The 23,295-nt window shown below is 29.6% G+C and carries 15 protein-coding genes; 4 read left to right on the top strand and 11 right to left on the bottom strand.

Features of this window, described 5'->3' with window-relative positions:
• Positions 1-46: 46 nt before the first annotated feature.
• On the bottom strand, positions 47-1,381 hold the full coding sequence (locus BWR22_RS00370; RefSeq protein ID WP_076731468.1) for an MATE family efflux transporter: 1,335 nt from the start codon (positions 1,379-1,381) through the stop codon (positions 47-49).
• A 314-nt stretch (positions 1,382-1,695) separates the two neighbouring features.
• Between BWR22_RS00370 and BWR22_RS00365 the strand changes: the two genes are divergently transcribed.
• The gene (locus tag BWR22_RS00365; protein WP_076731467.1) at positions 1,696-4,059 is read left to right on the top strand and encodes a hybrid sensor histidine kinase/response regulator; all 2,364 of its coding nucleotides are present in this window, start codon (positions 1,696-1,698) and stop codon (positions 4,057-4,059) included.
• Here BWR22_RS00365 and BWR22_RS00360 read toward each other — a convergent pair.
• The 5 genes from BWR22_RS00360 to BWR22_RS00340 form a co-directional block, all read right to left on the bottom strand.
• Positions 4,056-4,898: an alpha/beta hydrolase family protein gene (locus BWR22_RS00360; protein WP_076731466.1), complete on the bottom strand. Its 843-nt coding sequence runs from the start codon at positions 4,896-4,898 to the stop codon at positions 4,056-4,058. The two genes, BWR22_RS00365 and BWR22_RS00360, sit on opposite strands and share 4 nt — an antisense overlap.
• Positions 4,898-7,639, bottom strand: coding sequence for a PD-(D/E)XK nuclease family protein (locus tag BWR22_RS00355; RefSeq protein WP_076731465.1), 2,742 nt, complete (start codon positions 7,637-7,639; stop codon positions 4,898-4,900). The genes BWR22_RS00360 and BWR22_RS00355 overlap by 1 nt, the downstream gene beginning before the upstream one ends.
• A gap of 70 nt (positions 7,640-7,709) precedes the next feature.
• Positions 7,710-9,122, bottom strand: coding sequence for an OmpA family protein (locus BWR22_RS00350; RefSeq protein WP_076731464.1), 1,413 nt, complete (start codon positions 9,120-9,122; stop codon positions 7,710-7,712).
• Between the two features lie 120 nt (positions 9,123-9,242).
• Positions 9,243-10,439, bottom strand: coding sequence for a glycine C-acetyltransferase (kbl, locus tag BWR22_RS00345; protein ID WP_076731463.1), 1,197 nt, complete (start codon positions 10,437-10,439; stop codon positions 9,243-9,245).
• Positions 10,440-10,479: 40 nt separating this feature from the next.
• Positions 10,480-13,644 (bottom strand): UvrD-helicase domain-containing protein, encoded by a 3,165-nt coding sequence (locus BWR22_RS00340; protein WP_076731462.1) that lies wholly within the window; start codon positions 13,642-13,644, stop codon positions 10,480-10,482.
• 203 nt (positions 13,645-13,847) lie between these two features.
• On the opposite strand from BWR22_RS00340, the gene BWR22_RS00335 reads away from it, so the two are divergent.
• Entirely contained in the window at positions 13,848-14,456 is a 609-nt protein-coding gene (locus BWR22_RS00335) for a superoxide dismutase (protein ID WP_076731461.1), read from the top strand.
• Positions 14,457-14,528: 72 nt separating this feature from the next.
• Here the strand turns inward: BWR22_RS00335 and BWR22_RS00330 are convergent, their stop codons facing one another.
• Positions 14,529-15,494: an endonuclease/exonuclease/phosphatase family protein gene (locus BWR22_RS00330; protein ID WP_076731460.1), complete on the bottom strand. Its 966-nt coding sequence runs from the start codon at positions 15,492-15,494 to the stop codon at positions 14,529-14,531.
• A gap of 78 nt (positions 15,495-15,572) precedes the next feature.
• On the opposite strand from BWR22_RS00330, the gene hflX reads away from it, so the two are divergent.
• Positions 15,573-16,802 (top strand): GTPase HflX, encoded by a 1,230-nt coding sequence (gene hflX, locus BWR22_RS00325; RefSeq protein WP_076731459.1) that lies wholly within the window; start codon positions 15,573-15,575, stop codon positions 16,800-16,802.
• Between the two features lie 216 nt (positions 16,803-17,018).
• Positions 17,019-19,280 carry a transglycosylase domain-containing protein gene (locus BWR22_RS00315; RefSeq protein ID WP_076731457.1) on the top strand — a complete coding sequence of 754 codons (2,262 nt, stop codon included), beginning with the start codon at positions 17,019-17,021 and terminating at the stop codon, positions 19,278-19,280.
• A gap of 17 nt (positions 19,281-19,297) precedes the next feature.
• Here BWR22_RS00315 and BWR22_RS00310 read toward each other — a convergent pair whose 3' ends face one another.
• The 4 genes from BWR22_RS00310 to BWR22_RS00295 all read right to left on the bottom strand — a co-directional run bounded on the left by BWR22_RS00310 (position 19,298) and on the right by BWR22_RS00295 (position 23,289).
• Entirely contained in the window at positions 19,298-19,792 is a 495-nt protein-coding gene (locus BWR22_RS00310) for a DUF6265 family protein (RefSeq protein ID WP_076731456.1), read from the bottom strand.
• Between the two features lie 84 nt (positions 19,793-19,876).
• Complete coding sequence (locus BWR22_RS00305) at positions 19,877-20,821, bottom strand: DUF3078 domain-containing protein (protein WP_076731455.1); 945 nt, start codon at positions 20,819-20,821, stop codon at positions 19,877-19,879.
• Between the two features lie 111 nt (positions 20,822-20,932).
• Positions 20,933-21,436 carry a DUF2480 family protein gene (locus BWR22_RS00300; protein ID WP_076731454.1) on the bottom strand — a complete coding sequence of 168 codons (504 nt, stop codon included), beginning with the start codon at positions 21,434-21,436 and terminating at the stop codon, positions 20,933-20,935.
• 17 nt (positions 21,437-21,453) lie between these two features.
• A complete protein-coding gene (locus BWR22_RS00295; RefSeq protein ID WP_076731453.1) occupies positions 21,454-23,289 on the bottom strand; it encodes an ABC transporter ATP-binding protein in 1,836 nt (611 codons plus the stop codon).
• Positions 23,290-23,295 lie beyond the last annotated feature (6 nt).

The following is a 23,295-nucleotide window of genomic DNA, read 5'->3' as shown; positions in this document are numbered from 1 at the left end:
TATTTCCATGTTATTTTTTTTAATAAGCCTAAGGCTCGCGTCAAAGTTAATTCTTTTGTGATTGTGGTAAAAATTCTTTTCTAAATTTTATGATTAAAGGAAATCCGCGAGCTATAATCCACAGTGTTAAGGCAATAAAAATACCATTTAATTTAAAGTTGTAATAATCTAAAATAAATAACGCAGGTAGGAAAACAGCAAAAGTTGATATTAATAATAGATTTCTTAAATCTGCCATTTTGCCTAAACCCTTAAACATACCATCAAAAATAAAAGCTAACGCACATAAAGGTTGCATGGCTAATACAATCCAAAAAATACTATAAAACTGTTTTAAAACTTCTGGTTCCTTTATAAAAATATTACCTATTGAATAATAAAAAAGCGCTCCCAATACAGCCATAAATAACCCAATTAGAATACCATATTTTATTAATCGATTACTTAAAGAAATAAGTTTTCCATATGCTTTTGCGCCTAATAATTTACCAGAAAGAATATTTCCTGCACTTGCGTAACCATCTATTAAAAATGCACCCAAAAACCATATGTTTATTGCTATTGTGTATGCTGCAATATATTCTTTACCATAGCTCGTGGCATATTTTGTTGCAAAATATAAAGTAACGTTTAAAGCTATAGTTCTAACAATTAAATTTCCAATCATTAATAAAAAACGATTCATTTCTTTATTTAAAGGTAAACGAGCAATTAAAGGGATGTTTGTTTTTTTAATTAAATATAAAGCCGAAAGTACAGCCATTATCAATTGAGATATTACGCTAGCATAAGCAGCTCCATGAATATGCATAGCAGGAACGATATTAGCTACACCGTAAACTAAAGCATAGTCTAATATAATATTAGAGCTTGCTCCAATTATTGCTATTACCATTGGATAAAAAGTGTTTTGAAGGCCTCTAAAAGTGCCAAAAACAGCAATGGTAAATAGAGTAAAAGGAAATCCGAAAACACGAATTCTATAATAGTCTATGGAATATTCTAAAATTAGATTTTCTGCATTGTAAAGCTTAAATATAGCTTCTGCAAATGGATAGGTTGTAATAATAATTATTATACTTAACAATGTAATTATAAAAATTGCCTGAGCAGGAAGATTTTTAATTTCATTTAATTTATTAGCTCCCAAATATTGAGAAACAATAGAGGAAATTGCACTACGTGTTTGGCCAAAAACCCAAATTAACATAGATAAAAAAGTAGATACAATACCAACAGCAGCAAGAGACTCTGTAGCATTAAATTCTATATTTCCAACAATTGCCGCATCTGTTAAAGACAATATAGGCTCTGATATACCTGCTATAAGAGCAGGAATTGCAAGCTTGTTAATGTGTTTAATACTAATATTAGAACTCAAATTAATCTTAATTTAATGACCATGCTAATGTCGGAAGATTTGCAACAAAAATAGTGCTTTGGTAGACTAAAAATATTTATTTAAAAGGTTATAAAATGTCCTGTATTAATATTTAATAGACTTAAAATAATATTATTTGTTACTTTTGCTGTAAGAAAAACATTTAATTATATGTTTTATATTAAAATAAATCATATTTTTTAAAACCAATTTATATTAGACTACGTATGTACGTAGCATGTTCAGCTTTAACAATCCCTCTACACATAAGTTGCACTTTATTTTTTTGATTACTAACCCAAATCAACTGGAAAATGTGTCGAGTAATATTACTTATTTTTTGCTTGTTTTCGAGTGCGCTATTCGCTCAAAACACGCCATTTAATCCTATAGAAAGTAAAGGTAAACTTTACGAATACGCTTTGTTTGCTAAAGCTGAAAATCCAAATTTAACTATTGAGGATATAATTAGTAACCAAAGTGATATTGTATATAATCCTCTAACTAGCGAAAACCAAAGTGTTGGCTTCTCTTCAGACGATTACTGGTTAACTTTTAGTTTAGAAAATACAACTAATCAAGAAAACACTTACTATTTAGAAACAGCTAGACCTGTTACAGATATTGCTAATCTATATCAAATAAATAATAACGATATAAAACATTTTAGTAGTGGAGATGCAATACCATTTAAAGATAGGCAAGTTAAACACCGTAAAACTATTTTTAAAATAATTTTACCTAAGAATAGCGAACAAAAGTTTTACATACATTTAAAGAGCGATGGAGAAACTTTAAATTTACCTCTTACTATTTATTCACCAAATGAATTTTGGAAAGTAAACTATGCAGAACAATTATTTTTAGGTTTCTTTTATGGATTATTATTTTTAGCCTCATTAATTTATTTGTTTTTCTTTACAAGCTTATCTAATAAAACATTTGTTTATTACAGTATATATGTTTTTTCTATTGCTTTAATGCAAACAGCGTTAGATGGTATTATTTTTCAATATCTACTGCCGTTTGGAGGTTATTTAAACGATAGAGCAGTTTTAATAGCAGCCCTTTTTTCTAACTTTTTTCTTTTAAAATATTGTGAGCATTTTTTAAAGGTTAAGTCTAGAACTAAACTAATAAAATACGCTTTTAAAGTACTTTATGTAGTAGTTATTGCATTAGGTTTATTGTTATTTATTAACGACAAGACAAAGGAATTAGTTTACCCAATTAGTAATGTAAATGGTTTATTAAGTTTAATATTAATACTTGTAACATTATTTTATTTACGTTATAAAAATTATAAAATAGATTCATTTTTTTCAATAGGTATATTTTTCTTAGTTATTGGTTTAATGGGATTTGTAATGAATAATTTAAGTTTATTACCTAATAACTTTATTACAATGAACAGTGCAAAATTTGGTATTTCATTTGAAGTAATATTTCTATCACTTTCTATGACTAATTTAATTAGAGACTTGAGGTTAGAAAAGGAATCTTCTCAAATTGATGCTCTTAATAAATCTGAAGAAATTAGCGAACTTAAAAGTTATTTTATGTCTAATATTAGCCATGAGTTACGTACTCCAATTAATGCAATTATGGGTATTGCTGCAGATGAAATGGATAAAAAGTTAGATAATGAAAGTCAGAAAAATTTTGAAATTATTAAGCATGCCTCTTTAAGCTTACTAAGTAATATAAACGATATTTTAGATTTTGAAAAAATTGAAAAAAGAGAATTACAGTTAAGACCCAATCCTTTTAATCCTAAAGAAGCTATAGAGCAGATTAGTAATAATTGGCAACGTATGGCAGAGCAAAAAGGGTTAAAATATAATATTAATGTTAGTGAATCTATTCCTTATAGCGTTTTAGGCGATTCAGAACGTTTTGTACAGGTTATAAATAATGTTTTAAGTAATGCGGTTAAGTTTACTAGTTATGGTACTATTAACTGTTCTGTTATAACAACTAATACACCAAACGGAAATACCAATTTTAAAATTGAAATTTCAGACACTGGTGTTGGAATTGATGTCGATAAAAAAAATCATTTGTTTAATAGTTTTGGACAAATGCGACTAAATAATAAGCGACGATTTGGTGGTGTAGGTTTAGGGTTAAGTATTGTTAAACATTTAATAGGTTTATTTGAAGGAGAAATTAATATTGATAGCGAACTTGGAAGAGGAACAAAGGTTTCTATTTCAATCGACTTTAAAACATTAGAGGAAAGCCAACCAATAAAAGAGCCTGTTCAAGTTAAAACAAAAGGAAATGAACTAAAAGTTTTAATAGTTGAGGATAATGAATTAAACCAAATGATAATGAAAAAGATTCTTACAAAATTATCTATAACCGATTTTAAACTAGCGGCAAACGGAAAAGAAGCTTTAGAGTTATTAAAAAATAATGTATTCGATATTATTTTAATGGATTTACAAATGCCAGTTATGGATGGTTATGAAACTACAACCATTATTAGAAATAATCCTCCATTTAGCATTATTAAAGATATCCCAATTATTGCTGTTACTGCTGACGCAACAGAAACTGCTAGACAAAAAGTTATTGCTGTTGGGATGAACGATTATATAACAAAACCTGTTAATAGAGAATTGTTATTTAGAAAAATAAATATGCATAAAAGCAGTGTATTAAAAATTGCTTAGTTGTTTATAAAATTAATACTCTTATCTACTACTTGTTTTAATTCTTTTGGCATTGTACTATTTAACCAAGGATGTTTAGTACTAAAAACATGATCGCTGTTTTCTATAGGAAACAATTCGCTATGTTTACTCCAATTATGTAACATTTCTGCCTCATTGTACTTTATAGACTTATCATTTTTAGCATGAATTATAAGGTGTTTTATTTGTAGCGATTTTTCAGATTTTTCAATATTTAATCGTTCCTCGTTTGCTTTAAAGTCTTTGTAAAACTGATAATTATGAGGCATTTGCTGTTTTGTCCTTCCGTTTAAAACATATTTTACACCTAGTTTCTTCCATTCTTCTAAGTCTCCAATGGTAGAAGTTCTTTTGCTAAAATCACTTACACTTGCAAATGTTATAAGTTTTTTTATTCTGGCATCTTCAGCAGATTTAATTATGGCAATGCCACCACCTCGCGAATGACCTATAACTACAATATTATTAATGTTAATTTCATTTTTATATTCGTAATCATTGGCTAAAAAATAATTTAATATAGCGTCTAAATCGTCTAATTCTTTAGTGTAATTATTTTCAGCAAATGCATTTAAATCTGGAAAATCTATTGGGTTTTCTATAGTTCCTCCATTATGCGAAAAGTTGAACTTTACAAAAAATAGGTTAGCATTCATAAAGGCCTCTGCCATTAAATTCCAGCATCCCCAATCTTTAAAACCTTTATAACCATGACAAAAAACTACAAGAGGTTTTTGTTTTTCTGTTTTATTAAAAAAAGTGTCAAAAACAATTGGTTTTTGATTGTTTCTGTTTAAAATTTGATTTTTTTTAATCATTATACTTCTTTTTCAACAAAATTAATTTCTGGATTACATATCTCTATTATTAATTTTTTTAATTCATTAAAGTAGCTATTTAAGTTTTCTTGAGTAATTAGTGAGTTTTTTTTGCCACCTTTTTGTGTAAATTTTATAAAACCAGAATTAAGGTTTTTAAAAGAAATTATTCCTGCTTCAACAGGAAAATCTAAAGGCTTTAAAGCGTTCATCATATAAGCATAAGCTAAAATTTGAAAACTTTTACTGTATTTTTTATAGTCTAAATTTATGTCTTCCCAATTTGTTATAGATACTTGATTGTTGTTTACTTTACCAGTTTTATAATCTATAATTCTTGTAATACCATTATATAAATCTACACGGTCTACTGTTCCTTTTAATTTAACATTAAAATTTAATTCCGGAATATTTAATGGGACCTCTGTTTTTTGTTCTAAAGCTAGAATTTTAATGGTATTTCCTGCTTTTAAATCTTCTATTTCTAAATTTAAAAAATTTTGAACATAGCGTTTGGCAATTTCGAATATAATTAGGTTTTTACCTTTGCTCATATCGCCTTCAGCATAAGTTTTTTTAAAGAACATTTCAATATTAGACTCTATTTTAGGCATCATATCTTTAATGTCTTCAATCTTTAGTTCCATATTAATATATGGCTTGTAAAGTGCTTCTAATGTATCATGAACAACTGTACCCATGGTATTTGCGGCTACGGTTTCTTCTACTTCTTCTATATTTTTTATACCTAATAAACTCTGGTAATAAAAGTCTAATGGGTTTCGTATATAATTTGTTAAAGATGAAGGTGAAAACCCTCTTTGTGCAACTTCTTTAAGTTGATTTATTACAGTTTTTGTTTTAACTATTTCCTTTAGTTTATTATTAAATCCTGGAACTTTAGGAGTAATAATTTTATGATTAATTTTATGAATATTTTCAAGTTCTAATTGGTTAATAAATCTACTTTTTTCTCCACCGGTTAATACATCAACTTCAGTGTTGTAGAGAATAAATATATTTTTTGCACGTTGTAATAACCTGTAAAAATGATAGGTGTATACAGCATCTTTCTCTTTATATGTTGGTAGTTTATTTTCAATTTTAATATCAAAAGGAATAAAAGAGTTATTTGTTTTACCTGATGGTAACACGCCCTCATTTACACTCGAAATAATTACGGTTTCAAAATCAAGAACACGAGATTCTAACATTCCCATTACTTGTAATCCTTGTAAAGGCTCACCTTTAAAGTCTAATGTTTCGCTGCTTAAAAGTTCGGTATAGATACTAAATAGAGCAGAAATATCTTGTATATGTTTATAGGTATTATTTAGCCTAAAAAGCTCGTTAAAGAGTTTGTTAAAACGAAATAAATATTCTAAAGATATTAAGTTGTCTTCCTTATTAGTAGATAGGTATTCTTTTACCTTGTTAATTATTTTAAAACAATTTTCAATTGCTTTGTTTGCATCATCTTTCCAAGGATTAAAAATAAGCTCTATAAGGCTAGCGTTGTTTTTAGCATATTGTCTAATTTCTGAAACAGTTAAGTATACGAGGTTATTTTTTTTTATAGTATCTATTACTATTGAGGCTGTATTTATTGTTCCGTTTAAAAATAAGGGATTAATAAATTGATGAGATAGCAGACCAATAATGTCTTTATAATAATATTTTTCTGATGCTTTTTTGTGTACACTAAATAATTGTTCGAATAGCGATGCTAATGGTATGGAACTTAATGGAAAGCCCATGGTAATATTTAATTTAGAAATAGATTCTGGAACAGAATTTAGTATTGGAATTAATAAATTTTCATCACCAAGTACTACAGCAGTACTTTTTAAATTTGGATTTTTAGTTTCTAATTTTTTTAAAATAGAGCCAATGGCTTTTGCTTGTCCTATGTTTTTTGGAACACCTAATACCTCTATATTTTTATCGTTTTTGTAGTGTTTAGTAACCCAATTAAAAGGATGTTTTTCAAAATGTTTCCATTTGGTCTTGTGCGCTCTAGTAAATAATCCTGCATCATGAATTTTGTTTTCTATAAAGGTTTCATCTATATCCCAAAATATCTCTGCTAAATTATTTTTTAAAAGTTCTTGAATTATAGTTTCTTCCGCAGTATTTAAAGCATTAAAACCTAAAAATATATGCTTACGCTTTGTTAAGGTGCAGTAATTTTGAATATTTTCAACGGCTTCTCTGTATATTAAGCCTTGGTAGCCAGTTTTTTTAGCAATTAAATTTTGGGTGTAATGTTTATAGTAGAGTTTTAATTTGTTCCAAAATTTTAAATAGTTTTTTATAACTTCTGTTTTGTCGTTTCCTACAGACCAATGATCCAATTCTTTTACTGCAGCTAAGTAATCGAATATTTGGTTTTGTGGTATAAGATAACGGTCAATTTCATTAAAGTCTTGAAGTAGTATTTGCGCCCATTTAGAAAATACTTCAAAGCTTTCTTGCTCTTGTTTTGGAGTTAAAGCTAAATAAGTATTGTAAAACTCAAATAATAACTCTGTATTGTTAATAGTTGTAAGTTCTGCTAATTCTTCAACAAACTCTTCAATACTAATAATAGTAGGAGAGAAAATTGTTTTTTTTACAACAGCAGATAGTTCTTGCCTTAAAAAAACTCCTGCACGTTTACTGGGTAAAATAAAGTAAAGGGTAGATAAATCTTCTCCTTTATCTTTAAGACTTTCTAATACATCGAAAATAAAACTCTTCATTGTATAAAAATAAAAAACGCTTCGGATAACCGAAGCGTTTTTAATAACTTATTTAAAAGTATTGAGAAACTTATTTTTTAAGTTTAATCTCAGTACGTCTGTTGTTAGCTCTACCGTTTCTTGTAGCGTTAGAATCTACTGGGTAATCTTCACCAAAACCGTAAGCAGTTAATCTATCTTTAGAGATACCGTTAGCAATTAAGTAATCTCTTACTGCGTTAGCTCTTCTTTCAGATAATAATTGGTTAGAAGATTTAGCTCCTACACTATCAGTATGACCTTCTAATGTAAAGTTAGAGTCTGGGTATTCTTTTAAAATAGCTGTAATATCTTGTAATGCAGAGTAAGCTGATTTTTGGAAGCTTGATTTTCCTGTATCGAATAAGATAGTTCTAGCATAGCTATTTAATTTGTCCATAACTTCTTGAGTTGGTTGAACAACTACTTCAGGACAACCATCGTTAGCAGCAGTACCTACTTCTTTAGGACATTTGTCAACATTATCAGTTATACCATCTCCATCTGTATCTGGCCAAGGGCATCCGTTGTTTGCAGCTGGACCAGCTTCGTTTGGACATTTATCTTTAGCATCTGTTACACCATCAGCATCAGCATCTGGACAACCATTTAAGCTCTTAAGACCTTTAACAGTAGGACAATCATCGCTACCATCTACAACACCGTCACCATCAGTATCAGGACATCCGTTAAACTCAGCTAAACCAGCTTCGTTAGGACAAGAATCTTTAGAATCTTCGATTCCATCACCATCAGTATCAGGACATCCGTTGAAAGCTTCTAAACCAGCAACTTCTGGACATGCATCGTTTTTATCAAATATACCGTCACCATCAGTATCAGTTCCTCCAAACTTAACAGTAAATCCTGCAGTATGTTGGAAGTGAGTATCTAAATAATCTTCAAAAGAATGCTTGTACTTAGACTCTACAGAGAAACCAACGTTATCTGTAAACCAGTATGTTAATCCTAAAGAACCGTTTAAAGTTCCAGCACCATTATTATTGTTTCCACTAATTCCATTGTTGTTATAAGGACCTTCTTCAACCCAAGTATAACCACCACCAACTCCAACAGTTGGATCTAATCTTCCACTATTAATTAAGTTTGATAAGTGATATCTTACGTTACCATCTAAAGCATAGTAATTTAAGTCTCCTACAGGTGCGTCTCCATAATTCTCTATTTTGTTGATAGAACCACCAACTTGTAAAGAAAAGTTGTTACCCATATACTTAGATACAGATATTGTAGATAAAGATGGAAGAACGTTCCAATGATCTCCTACGTTAAAAAATTCGTCGAATGTAGCATCTGCAGAAGGGAAACCTTCGTTAGTTGGGTAGAAATCTACTGCGTTAATTCCAAAATTAATAGCCCAAGGATTGTCTTGGTCTTGTGCATTCACATTACTAAAACTTACTACAAGTACTAGAGTGAATAATAATCTGCTAAGATTTTTCATATTCAAAAATTTAATTTTTAAGTGTTAATTAAAAGCAAAAATAAGTTGTTAAACATTATTAACAAAGACAAATATATAAAAATATTGATTATTGTACTAAAATGTTAAAATTAATAATGGTTATTTAATAACCTCAAGAGTTTTTCCAACCTTTATAAAAGCTTCTATAGCCTTATCTAAATGGCTTATTTCGTGAGCTGCAGATAGTTGAACTCTAATTCTTGCTTTTTCTTTAGGAACGACAGGAAAAAAGAAGCCAATTACGTAAATTCCTTCATTTAATAACATATTTGCCATTGTTTGAGACAATTTAGCATCGTAAAGCATAACTGGAACTATTGCTGAGTCTCCATCTATAATATCGAATCCAGCAGCTTTCATTTTTTCTTTAAAATAATTGGTGTTTTTTTCTAATTTGTCTCTTAACGAAGTGTCATTTTTAAGCATATCGAATACTTTAATAGACGCACCAACAATTGCGGGAGCTAATGAGTTAGAAAATAAATATGGTCTAGATCGCTGGCGTAAAATATCGATAACTTCTTTTTTAGCTGTAGTATATCCACCCATTGCACCTCCCATTGCTTTGCCTAAGGTTCCTGTAATTATATCGATTCTGCCTAAAACATCTTTATCTTCTAATGTTCCAATGCCTGTTTCTCCTATAAAGCCTGTGGCGTGACACTCGTCAATCATAACTAATGCATCATACTTATCTGCTAAATCACATATTTTATCTAATGGCGCAACTAATCCATCCATAGAGAAAACACCATCTGTTACTATTATTTTGTGTCTTGCTCCGTTTTCGTTAGCTGCAATAAGTTGTTTTTCTAAATCTGCCATATCGTTATTTTGGTAACGATAACGAGCTGCTTTACATAAACGAACTCCATCTATAATGGAAGCATGATTTAAAGAGTCTGAAATAATAGCGTCTTCTTTACCTAATAATGGCTCAAAAACACCACCGTTAGCATCGAAGGCTGCAGCATATAAAATAGTGTCTTCTGTACCGTAAAAATCTGCTATTTTTTGCTCTAATTCTTTATGTATGTCTTGAGTTCCACATATAAAACGAACAGAACTCATACCAAATCCATGAGTGTCCATAGCATCTTTTGCAGCTTGTATTACTTCGGGATGTGAAGATAAACCTAAGTAGTTATTAGCACAAAAATTTAAAACAGTTTCACCTGTATTTAAAGTAATTTCGGCACCTTGTGGAGAAGTTATTATACGTTCTTCTTTATAGAGACCATTGTCTTTAATGTCTTGAATTTCTTGTTGTAAATGTTGTTGTATTTTACCGTACATTTTTTTAGTTTTTTAGATGATTTTTCAAAGTTATAAAGAATTAATTATAACTTTTAATGGTTATGTTTTTATTAATGTAAAGAAGTATTTTTTTAGTTACTTTAAAATTCATTTCCTCTAAAACATCTTGGTAGTCCTGTAGTTGATGTTGATATTTAGGGTTGTGCAATCCTGTTTTGTAGTCTATAATTATAACTTCGTTTTTACTATTTATTACTAGTCTGTCTGGCCTATATAATTTACCTGTTTTAGAAATAATGTCTCTTTCGTTATAAACAGTATTGTTTCCAGAAAAATAACTTTTTAAATCTGGATGATTTATAATGCTAAGTATGGAAACTTTTAAATGTTTTGCCTGAGTGTTATCTATTATACCATCGTTTTCAAAATTTTTAATTGCAGAATCTACATCGCTTTCAGTTTTAATATGTTCCATTATGTCATGGACTAAATTTCCTTTTTCTAATGCATCTTCTTGTTTGGTGTCCCATAAGTAACCTGAATTGGCAATTACTTTAATATTATGGTCTTCTTTAGCTGTAGAAATAAATTCTTGCTGCTCTATAGTTTTTATATCTTGTTCTTTTTTTATGGTTTTGGGTTTTAAGGGTGAGCCAAAACTATAAATGGTTTCATTATCATTCCATTTATTAATATGCATTAAATAGTCTATTAATAATCCTGAATACGATTTTAAGTTTAAATCTCCTTTTGCATTAACATCTTTTTTGCCAATTATATATAGTTGTTCTACTGGTCTTGTTAATGCAACATATAATAAATTTAAACTGTCTAATTCCAATTCAGCTTGATGTCTAGTGTAAATAGCATTGCCTTCCTCACCGTAATCTTCAAAGGCTTTACTATAATTTAATAAAGCGTATTTAAAACCGTTGTAATTTTCAGGATTTAATGCAAACCATTCTTTAGGTTCAATATCTTCATAAATATTAATGTCTGCATAAGGAAATATAACAACTGGAAATTCCAAACCTTTAGATTTATGAATGGTCATTATTTGTATGGCATCTTGTTCTTGAGGAGATACGATACTTAGTTTGTCTTTTTTTAAATTGAAATATTCTAAAAATGAACTTAAATCTGATATGTTTTTTTGTGAGTATTCTAAAACGGTATCTAAATAAAATTGAACATGAGCGTTAGAAGTTTCTACTAAATTGAAGTCCCTAACCACTGTTTCTGCTAAATCGAATAAGCCTTGTTGTATTAATTCTTTCGGGTTTATAAAGATATTAAACGCTTCAAAACTTTTAAAAAAGAGGTCTAATTCTAAAAATAAATGATTTTTAAAAAACTCATGTTTGTCTTCTACATTAAATTTTTCAGCTAAAAAATCTAAAATATTTACTTTGCATTCTGTATCGTTTGGATTTATTAAAACCGTGAGAACATTGTTAATAAGCTGTACTTCTGGCGAAATATTAATTAACATAGTGTCGCTAGATGTAATTTTTAAATTTTCGCTACTTAAAAATTCTGCAATAGCAATACCATGTTTTTTCTTTCTAACAAGAATACAAATGTCCTTTAAGGTATATCCTTTTTCTAGACAAGAGTTTACAGTGTCGAGAACATGTTGTGTGTAAACAGTGTCCTTATCATCATCTTCATCTTTAAAGTCTATAAAACTTAAGTTTACATAACCTTGTTCTTTTTTAGATGGTTTTTGGTATGATTGTGCATACAAATTAGCATAATCTTCTTTACTAAGTGTTGCTTGCGAAGAAATATGTTTAAATAAACTATTATTAAAATTTACAATTGTTTCTAGACTTCTGTAATTATAATCTAAGTTTTTAACGTCTTGCTCAATATGAAAAGGTTTAGCGTTTTTGTTAAATAGGTCCATAAATTGCTCAGCTTTTCCGCCTCGCCATCTATAGATTGCTTGTTTAGCATCACCAACAATCATAGCAGTGCCTTTTTCTGCTTTAATATTTTCGCCAGATAAAGTATTATCTATCAACGGTGTTAAATTTTCCCATTGCATTTGCGAGGTGTCCTGAAATTCGTCTATAAAATAATGTTTAAATTTCTCACCCATACGCTCATAAATAAAAGGTGTTGGTTGTCCTTTTATTTCTTTACTAATAATGGCGTTAAATTCGCTAATTAGCATTTTATTTTCTTCAGTTTTAATGTCTAATAACTCTTTGTTAATAAAGGTTAAAACAGAAAGAGGCGTTAGATTTTTGTAAAATGCTTTTAAAAATTTATGCTGATATACTGATTTTTTTATAATATGAAAAAGTATTTCAATTTCTGGTAATATTCTATCGATTACAGATGATTTAGATAAGTCTAATTTTTTATTATAAATACCTTTATTTATGGCTAAGTTGGTTTCTAGTTTATTGTCATATATTCTATTGAAATTTAAAGTTTTAACTTTAATAAAATGATTAGGCAGTGTATTTCTTGTAAAATCTGAATACTCCAATCCATTATCTGTTATAAGCTGAAGTACCAAATCGGCAGACTCAATAATTTTTTTTTCAGTTATTTTTATTTCAGAAAACAATGTTTTCTTCAAAATTGAAAAATCTTCTAATTTTTTGTCATTTAAAGTTTTTACAAATTCTAAATCACTTTCTTTAGTTAATAATTTAGCAATTTTATTAAAGTCTAAGGCAACGTCCCAACTTTTATCGTCGTCTGCTTTTTCAATAGCAAAATCAATTAATATTTTAGTTAATTCTTTATTTGTTCCTGCTTTAGCAATTAAACGGTCTACAGCTTCATTTAATAAGGATTCTGTGTCTAATTCTACTTCAAAATTAAGAGGTAATTTTAAATCGTGAGCAAAAGTTCTTATTAATCTGTGGTTAAAACCATCTATAGTTGCAATATCGAACGCTGCATAATTATGCATGATTGTGTTTAATATTGTTTCAGATTTTTCTTGAAGTTCCTCAGGCTTCAATTTTAAATCGTTAACAATGTCTGTAAACATTGGATGCGGTTGTTTTAAATTTTCAATTTCAGAAAAATGTTTTAACATTTCTAAAATACGTGCTTTCATTTCACCAACCGCTTTATTGGTAAACGTTATGGAAAGAATATTTCTAAACTGATAATTTCCAGAAGCTGAAAATAAAATTTTAAGATATTCTTTAACTAGAGTAAAGGTTTTTCCGCTTCCAGCAGAAGCATTATATACTTGAAAAGAGGAGTTTGAAGACATTAGTTAAATTTGTTTACAAGATAAAAACATTTCTTGTCAAGACTGTTTAAATATCTTTTTTTTAAGAAGAAAATAAATCAATTTAAACTATGTTGTTAAAGTATTATTAAAAGAGCTGAGTTAATTTGCCTTAAATTTTTAATTGATTTGTTAAAGTGTTAAATTTACATACAAAAGATTATTAACAAAAAACAAATAAAATTATGGCTTTCGAATTACCGAAATTAGGATACGCATACGACGCTTTAGAACCAAATATCGACGCTCGTACAATGGAAATACATCACACTAAACATCATAATGGATATACAACTAAGTTAAATGCTGCAATTGAAGGTACAGATTTAGAAGGGAAATCTATAGAGAACATATTAAGTAATCTTGATATGGATAATAAAGCAGTTAGAAATAATGGTGGAGGTTTTTATAACCACTCATTATTTTGGGAAATAATGAATCCAGAAGATAAAGGACGTTTATCTGGTGAATTAAAAGATGCTATTGAGGCTGCTTTTGATTCTGTAGATGCTTTTAAAGATGCATTTAGTAAAGCTGCGGCTACACAGTTTGGTTCTGGATGGGCTTGGCTTTGTGTACATAAAGGTGGTAAAGTAGAAGTTTGCTCTACTCCAAACCAAGATAATCCACTAATGCCAGGTGTAACTTGTGGAGGAACACCAATTTTAGGATTAGATGTTTGGGAGCACGCTTATTATTTAAACTACCAAAACAGAAGACCAGATTATATTGATGCTTTTTTTAAAGTAATTAACTGGAACGAAGTAGAGAGACGTTATGCTTTAGCTAAATAAGCAAAACATATTATACAATAAAAAAGAGCTAGTTTAAACTAGCTCTTTTTTTATGTTCTTAAATTTAATTATTTACTTTTTAGACATAATTAAATAAACAGGAAAATGGTCGCTATAACCACCCTTATAGCGTTTGCCAACATAGGTTCTATATGGAGAACCTTTATATTTTCCATCATATTCTTTTAAATAATCTTCATCAAAAATATTTGCTTTAACATAGCGAAGAGCATTTTTCTTGCGTTCAAAAAAATTATGTGTAATTAAAAACTGGTCGAATAAATTCCATCTATGGTTATGGCTAGTTGTACCGCGATCTAAAGATAGTAATGTGCGCATTGGATTAAAAAGACCATGACTTTTTTCTAAAGTTTTTACGCTTTCACTTTCAGGATCATCATTAAAGTCTCCCATTATAACAACCTTAGCATTTGGGCTTTTTAGTTTTAGCTCATCAATAATTTCTGTTACTTTTTTAGCGGCTTTTAAGCGTTTGTGTTTTGTTTCTACATCTCCAGTTCTTCTCGAAGGCCAGTGATTTACAATTAAATGTAATTCTAAACCTTCAAACAAGCCACTTACTAGTAAAATATCTCTAGTTAAATCCTCTACACCAAATTCATCAATAAGTTCTAATTTATAGCTTTTAGAATAGGCTACGTTAAATACAGTATCGTCATATAATAGCGCTACATCAATACCACGCTCATCTGGCGAGTCGTAATGTACAAATTTGTAATTATAATCTTCTAAATGCTTAGAGTTTACTAAGTCTTGTAAAACAGCTTCATTTTCAACTTCGGCTAATCCAACAATTGCAGGATGCCTTTTTACATCCTCTTTTCCAATGTTAGAAATTACATAACCTATTTTTCTAAGTTTATTTTTATAGCGTTTTATACTCCATTTTTTTTCAGAACTTGGAGTCATATCACTATCTCGAGTTAGCTCATCATCATAAACATCAAAAAGATTTTCAATGTTATAAAAAGCTATAGTGTGGCGTTTTTCTTTAGATTTAAAGAAGTTTAGTATCAAATTAAAAAAATTTATAGAGTTAAAAATAGAAAAATTATTCTGCTTTCATTTATGTAACTTTGTGTTTTAAAAATATTTATGCTAGAAAAAAAAGATATAGAACTAGAAAGCGCTGTAATTATAGGTGTTGTTACTAAAATTCAAGACGAAGACAAATCTAAAGAATATTTAGATGAATTAGAATTTTTAACATTCACAGCAGGCGGAGATGTTAAAAAACGATTTACCCAGAAAATGGAAATGCCAAATCCTAAAACCTATATTGGTACTGGTAAAATGGAGGAGGTTAGAAAATATATTCACGATAATAATATTGGTACTGCTATTTTTGATGACGAATTATCTGCATCACAAGAGCGAAATATTAGTAAAATATTAGAATGTAAAGTTTTAGATAGAACCAACCTTATTCTCGATATTTTTGCACAACGAGCGCAAACAAGTTATGCAAGAACTCAAGTAGAATTAGCACAATGCGAATATTTATTACCACGATTAAAAGGAATGTGGACTCACCTCGAAAGACAAAAAGGTGGAATTGGAATGCGTGGACCTGGAGAAACAGAAATTGAAACAGATAGACGTATAGTTCGTGACCGTATCTCTTTACTTAAAGATAAAATTAAGGTTATAGATAAGCAAATGTCTGTGCAACGTGGTAATAGAGGTAAAATGGTGCGTGTAGCTTTAGTTGGTTATACTAATGTTGGGAAATCAACCTTGATGAATACTATTAGTAAAAGTAAAGTATTTGCAGAAAATAAGCTTTTTGCAACTTTAGATACTACAGTTAGAAAAGTAGTTATTCAAAACCTACCATTTCTCCTTAGTGACACTGTAGGTTTTATAAGAAAACTACCAACGCAATTAGTAGAAAGTTTTAAAAGTACGTTAGATGAGGTGCGCGAGGCAGACTTATTATTACATGTAGTAGATATTTCTCACCCTAATTTTGAAGAACACATAGCTTCTGTAAATAAAGTTTTAGGAGAAATAGACAGTAGTAATAAACCTACTATTATGGTGTTTAATAAAATTGATGCCTATAAAGCAAAACCTTTTGATGATACAGATTTAATAGCAGAAAGAACCGAAGAGCATTACAGCCTTGCCGAGTGGAAAAAAACATGGATGAGTAGAGTAGGCGAAGATAACGCCTTATTTATCTCAGCATTAAACAAGAAAAATTTAGAAGACTTTAAAAAGCGTGTCTACGATGAGGTTAGAGATATACACGTTACACGTTTTCCATACAATCATTTTCTGTATCCAGATTATGATTATGACAATATGGGAGAAGAAGAATAAATTAATAAGGGCGTTACCTAAAGGTCAGGCTATCCGTTATATCTTTTTTTTGCCATATATGGCAGCAAAAAAAAGGATGCCACTACTATCCTTAACGCAAAAAACAAAAGCACTTCTTCCTATTAGAAGTGCTTTTATTTTTAATACAATTACAACCAACACAATCCATAATACCGTATCTAAATAAAGCAACTTATTTTCACGTAATAATTATACATGATAAAACAAAAAATAAAAGCATTACTAAAAAATAAATGGGTAAAAAAAAGCCTTTTAGCAGGAGTAATAGTACTAGTTTTAGGCATTATTTTTTACCTAAGCATCTATTTTGGAGCCTTTGGAAAGCTACCAAATACTGCAGAATTAACAAACTTAAAACAAGCCGAAGCCACCCAAATTTTAGATAAAGACAGCACACTTATTGGTAAATATTACATTTACGATAGGCAGCCACTAACATATCAAGAATTTCCTAAACACCTTCTAAATGCTTTAATAGCAACAGAAGATGTTAGGTTTTACGAGCATGATGGCGTAGATAATGTAAGTTTATTACGTGTTTTTTTTAAAACTATTCTATTTCAAGACCAATCGTCTGGTGGCGGCAGTACAATAACATTACAGTTAGCAAAAAATTTATTTGGAAGAGAAAATCACTTTGCTTTTAGTACAGTAATTAATAAAATAAAAGAGTCTATTGTTGCAAAACGAATAGAGAAAATTTACACCAAAAAAGAAATACTAACACTTTACCTTAACACAGTACCGTTTCCAGATAATACATATGGTATAGAAAGTGCATCGCGTAAATTTTTTAATGTTTCTACAGCTAATTTAACAGTGTCGCAAGCAGCAACATTAATAGGAAGTTTAAAAGCAAATAGTTATTATAATCCTAGACGAAATATAGAAAACAGCCAAAAACGTCGAGATGTTGTACTACAGCAAATGTTTAAATACAATTTTTTAAAAGGAACAGAATTAGAAAAAGCAAAACAAGACTCTTTAAAATTAGATTACCAATCTTTTAATCACGATTTAGGATTAGCACCTTATTTTAGAGCACAATTAAAAAAGGAATTAAGCACCATTTTAGCCAATTATAAAAAGCCAAACGGAGAACCTTACGATTTGTATAACGATGGTTTAATAGTACACACCACATTAGACCAACAAATGCAAGAGTATGCAGAAGAAGCTATGCAATCTCACTTAGCAAAATTGCAGCAAGCTTACGAAGCTTCTTACGGTAAAAATGCACCTTGGAAAACTAATAAAAAGTTAATTGAGAGTGCTTTAAAAACATTACCAGAATATAAAAAACATAAAGCTTCAGGTTTAAATCATGATCAAATTATAGATTCACTTTCTGTAAAACATGAAGTAGAATTATTTAATTGGGATGGTGTTACAAAAGCACAATTATCTACAATAGATAGTTTACAACATTACTTAAAGTTTTTAAATACAGGTATGATAGCTTTAGATCCTAAAACAGGAGCAGTAAGAACTTATGTTGGCGGTGCAGATTATAGATTTTTTAAATACGATCATGTTTCGCAAAGCGAGCGTCAAGTAGGTTCAACATTTAAACCTTTTGTGTATACCGCAGCTATAGAAAATGGTATGAAGCCATGTACTTATTTTTCGCCAAAAGCCATTACTTATACAGATTATAAAAACTGGACACCAACCAATTCTGGAAATAAAGCCGAAGATCCACACATTAACTACAATTTAGAAACAGCTTTAAGTCAATCTATGAACACTATTGCAGTTAAGGTTTTAAATGAAGTTGGTATTGACAATGTGTTACAACAAGCTAAAAAATTAGGTATATCAAAACAACTACCTAAAGAACCATCTTTAGCGTTAGGTGTGGCCGAAATTAATATAAAAGAACTTGCTGGTGCTTATGCTAGTTATGTAAATAATAGTAAGCCAGTTAAGCCTTATTTTATTACTAAAATTGAAGATAAAAATGGTGTAGAAATAGTGTCTTTTAAACCAGAAGAAAATACAACTAAAGCTTATAGCGATGATACTAGACAAGTAATGCTACAAATAATGAAAGCTACAGTAAACTCTGGAACCGCAGCAAGACTTCGCTCTACTTATAATCTTAAAAATAATATTGCAGGAAAAACAGGTACAACTCAAGATAATAAAGATGGTTGGTTTGTAGGAATAACACCAAATTTAGTAACAGTAAATTGGGTTGGTAACGATAATTATAATATTGGTTTTAAAACTACTGGATTAGGTCAAGGCGCAAATTCTGCACTACCAATTTTTGCTAAATTTTATCAGAAATTAAATTTAGATTCAAAATATAATTCAATAACAAAAAGTAATTTCGAAAATCCTTCAGCTAGCGTTATCGATGCTTTAAATTGTGAAGATGAAAAGCGAGATGGTTTCTTAAAAAGGCTTTTTGGTAAAAAGAAAAGCGAGCGTAAGTTTAATAAAAAGCATTAGATTTTTATAAATTCTTTTTATTCTGCTCTTTTGTAAAAGAAATCTACTTTTACTTGTTCATTATCCATTTTACCTTCAATCCAAGCATGTATTGAATCTTTTACTGGATTTGAATATGATATTTTTGACGGAAAATCATGTTTTAAATTTTCGAAAGTAGAAATATTACTATTAGTAGGTTTAAGTATAAAAGTTACTGGCTTATTGTCATTTTCATTATAAGCCACAACCGTAAAAGCTACTGTGGTATCAATTTGTTGTAGTGTAATGCGCTCTGCAAAAACGGTGTCGTTTTCTACAATAGTATAGCTATGTGCTTTTAAAGTACTATCATTTGCTTTTTGCCAGTTTTCGAAAGATTGTTTTTTTTCAGTAATATTAGTCCAGTTTCCAACTAGCCATTGTAGTTGTTCAATTTTTTCATAATTTTTTTTTAATACTTCTGTTTGTTTTACTTCTTTTTTACAAGAAAAAAAAGTTAGGATTAAACATGATATAAGTACTTTTTTCATTTTAAAAGTTTTAAAAACAGAAAGATACAAAAAAACGCGTTTCTTAAAAGAAACGCGTTTTTTAAAAATGTTATAGTTTATAATCTATAGGTTATAGCTTAAACCTAATAACCAGTAAGATTGTAATTTGTTATCTACATTATCAAATGTTGGAACTGCTTGAGCAGGAATTGCTAAAGGATCAAACTGTCCTAATGCATAGTTAAGTGCTTCTTGTTTGTTGCTTCTTAAACCAAAATCAAAACCAACACCAATCATTTTCCATAAAGTATAGCTAAATGAGTTTGTCCAAGTTACATTAGATAAGTCTCCACTTTTATAGCTCTGGAAAGTAGATAAGTTAGACTTAAAGCTAATTGCACCAATTTGTCTTGTATAATCTGCAACAATTTTTGCGCCTAAAGAAGAATCAAAAATAGCGTCATTATCTGCAAATACAAAGTTGTAGTTTAATGGGTGTACAACAACAATTAAATTTTCTAAAGGTGTCCAAGTTCCACCAACACCAACGTCTAAGTATCCTGGGTCGTTAAAGTTGTCTAATAATGTTGTTCTATATTCTGCTAAACCAGAAACAGCAAAGTTTTTAGTAAGGTTTCTTCCGTATAAAGAAGAAATGTTAAAAACATCTGTAGTTGGGTTAAAATTGTCATCATCTGTAGGATCATTTTTATCGTCTAACTTAACCCAATTTAAGTTAGTTGTTAAAGAGTTTCTCCAGAAAAATTTATCTTCAATTAAATTAGCAAAACCATTAATAGAAACACCAATGTTTCCAGAAGCATTATCTGGAGTACCTTGAGAGTACCAGTTGCTAAAGTTAGAAATAGTACCACCTACAGTACCAAAAAGACCTTTTCTCCATCCTGGAAGTGCATCTATTTGTGCTTGTATTGCATTCGCTTCGGCTTGAAACTTGTCTGCCTCAGCTTGTTTTTCTGCTTTTTGAGTTTTTAACTCTTCTTTTGTCTGTGCGTTAATTGAAAATGTTCCAATAGATAACGCTAATAATAATAAAAGTTTTTTCATTTTGAATATTAAAATTTTATGTTGCAAAAGTATAGCAATTAGAAGTAATTGCTAAAATTATAACGACTATTTAGTGTAAAATATAGATTAAGTGATTGGTTTAAACGACAACTAACGTTTAAATAATGGCACAGATGAGCAAGCTTCACCAAATAGTATGGATTTTACAACTGGTTTTAACTTGTTACTTACCATAATTAATGCGCTATCTGGTACTGGTTTTTTAGAGCAACCTTTAATAATAACAGGTTTGTCTTTATAAATTTCTGTGTCTAAATTGGCTATTATTTCTTGGTAAATTTCTGTTTCTAATGCTTCTAAATTACCTAAAACTGTTTTTTTTGTATAAGGTTGAAGTTGCAGTGTAATTAACATAAATGCCCAAGCTGGTACAATAGCATCGGTAGAGCAGGTAAGTGCTACGTATTGGTCTTGGTGTTGCGACCAATTGTAATTTTTTACGCTTTCACGAAAATCTTTTTCACGTAAAACAAAACCTTCATACAACCAGTCTTTAATATCAAAAACAATGCGTTTACCTTCAGGATAAAAATCCTCAAGATCAAAAACAACTAATTTGCTGTTTGCTACGCGATTTATAATTTCTTCTGCCATAATACAAATTTAAATATTTATTGGTATCCTTCTGCTTGTAGTGTAAATAATTCTGCGTACAATAATTTGTTTTGCATTAATTCTTCGTGCGTTCCAATTTCTAGTACGCGTCCTTCTTCGAGCACTAAAATTCTATCGGCTTGCCTAACGGTACTAAATCTATGAGAAATAATAATACTTGTTTTACCTTGTGTTAAGCCAATAAAACGGTCAAACACTTCGCTTTCTGCTTTGGCATCTAGTGCTGAGGTTGGCTCATCTAATATCATGACTTTAGCATCTTTCATGTAGGCTCTTGCTAATGCTACTTTTTGCCATTGACCTCCAGAAAGTTCTTGTCCTTTTGCAAAACGTTTTCCTAATTGTTGGTTGTAACCAAACTTTAAATCTTGTACTACTTCGTTGGCTAAACTAAGTGCTGCTGCGTTTTCAATTTTAGTTTGGTTATCTATTTCATCTATATCACCAATGGCAATGTTTTCTTTAACTGTAAACTCGTATTTAAAGAAATCTTGAAAAATGACACCAAAATATTCTTGATAGTCTGCTTTATTAAATCTATTAATATTAATACCGTCTAATAATATTTCTCCCGAGGTTGGTTCGTAAAAACGTAATATAAGTTTAGTTAAGGTTGTTTTTCCTGCTCCATTTTGTCCTACAAAGGCTAGTTTTTCGCCAGCTTTCATTGTAAAACTAATACCTTTTAATATTTCGTTATCTGATCCTGGATAGGCAAACCTAACGTTTTTAAATTCGAATCCCTCTTTTATGGTTTCTGGAAGTGGAGTATCTTCTTTATGGTTAGGTTCTATAGATATGTCTAAAAAATCAAAATAATCTTTTAAGTATAAAGCACTTTCTGTAATTCTTGTAAACTTTGAAAAGAAGTCTTGTAAATTTTTGGTAAGCCTGTTAAATGATCCTGATAGGAAAGTTAATTCACCTAAGGTAATAGCTCCAGAAATTACTCTATAAATAATAAATACATAAGCACCATAATAGCTTAAAGTACCTAAAACATTAAATAAAAAACCTAAAGCCGATCGTTTTACTGCGAGCTTTTTGTTTAAATCGTAATATTCTTGAGAGAGGTTTTTAAACCTATTAACAACAAAATCTGTTAGTCCAAAGAGTTTTATTTCTTTTGCTGTTTTATCGTTAGCGCCAATAAAACGTAAGTAATCGAGTTCTCTACGCTCTGCAGTCCAACCGCGTGCTAAAGAATACTGCTGTTGGCTAAACCATATTTCGTTTATAAACGATGGTATAATGCTTAATACTAAAAGAATAATTAAGTAAGGTTCAAAATAAACTAATCCGGCAACTAAGGTGAGTATAGAAATAAGGCTTTGTACTTCTCCTAAGGCGTTAGACATTAATCCAACGCGTCCAGTTGTTTGTGTTCTAGCGCGCTCTAATTTATCGTAAAACTCAGAGTCTTCTAAAAGACTTATGTTTATTTGATTTGTTTTTTTTATAATTCTTACTGAAGAGTCTATAGAATAAGAATCGCCTAATAAACCATCTGTTAGCGAAATGGCTCTACTTACTAAGTCTGATAGAATAATTAATCCAAATTCTACGGCAACATAGGTCCAGAGTAGTGTTAAATCTGAAACATCTGCTTTAGATTGTAAGATAATTTCATCAATAATAATTTTACCAATCCAAAGTATAATAACTGGTAAAAGAGCACCAATAAGCCTACAAAAAGCAGAAAGTAAAAACAGTTTTTTATTAGTTTTCCAAATTTCTTTGAAAAATCTAGGAATGAAAACCAGCGCACTAAAAGACTGTTTTAAACTCGTTTTTTTATTGTCTTTAAGTGATGTTAGTTTACGTTTTGGCATTTAATA

The organism is Lacinutrix venerupis (assembly GCF_001971745.1).
Lineage (GTDB): Bacteria > Bacteroidota > Bacteroidia > Flavobacteriales > Flavobacteriaceae > Lacinutrix > Lacinutrix venerupis.
Note: the sequence above shows the minus strand (reverse complement) of the source record. Positions and strands in the feature narration are given on the sequence as shown.

Bases quoted from the DNA above. Each gene is read 5' to 3' on its own strand.
- BWR22_RS00315 (WP_076731457.1), top strand. From the start codon at position 17,019: ATGATAAAACAAAAAATAAAAGCATTACTAAAAAATAAATGGGTAAAA.
- BWR22_RS00305 (WP_076731455.1), bottom strand. From the start codon at position 20,821: ATGAAAAAACTTTTATTATTATTAGCGTTATCTATTGGAACATTTTCA.
- BWR22_RS00295 (WP_076731453.1), bottom strand. From the start codon at position 23,289: ATGCCAAAACGTAAACTAACATCACTTAAAGACAATAAAAAAACGAGT.
- BWR22_RS00340 (WP_076731462.1), bottom strand. From the start codon at position 13,644: ATGTCTTCAAACTCCTCTTTTCAAGTATATAATGCTTCTGCTGGAAGC.
- BWR22_RS00360 (WP_076731466.1), bottom strand. From the start codon at position 4,898: ATGATTAAAAAAAATCAAATTTTAAACAGAAACAATCAAAAACCAATT.
- kbl (WP_076731463.1), bottom strand. From the start codon at position 10,439: ATGTACGGTAAAATACAACAACATTTACAACAAGAAATTCAAGACATT.
- BWR22_RS00310 (WP_076731456.1), bottom strand. From the start codon at position 19,792: ATGAAAAAAGTACTTATATCATGTTTAATCCTAACTTTTTTTTCTTGT.
- BWR22_RS00300 (WP_076731454.1), bottom strand. From the start codon at position 21,436: ATGGCAGAAGAAATTATAAATCGCGTAGCAAACAGCAAATTAGTTGTT.
- hflX (WP_076731459.1), top strand. From the start codon at position 15,573: ATGCTAGAAAAAAAAGATATAGAACTAGAAAGCGCTGTAATTATAGGT.
- BWR22_RS00355 (WP_076731465.1), bottom strand. From the start codon at position 7,639: ATGAAGAGTTTTATTTTCGATGTATTAGAAAGTCTTAAAGATAAAGGA.
- BWR22_RS00335 (WP_076731461.1), top strand. From the start codon at position 13,848: ATGGCTTTCGAATTACCGAAATTAGGATACGCATACGACGCTTTAGAA.
- BWR22_RS00365 (WP_076731467.1), top strand. From the start codon at position 1,696: ATGTGTCGAGTAATATTACTTATTTTTTGCTTGTTTTCGAGTGCGCTA.
- BWR22_RS00350 (WP_076731464.1), bottom strand. From the start codon at position 9,122: ATGAAAAATCTTAGCAGATTATTATTCACTCTAGTACTTGTAGTAAGT.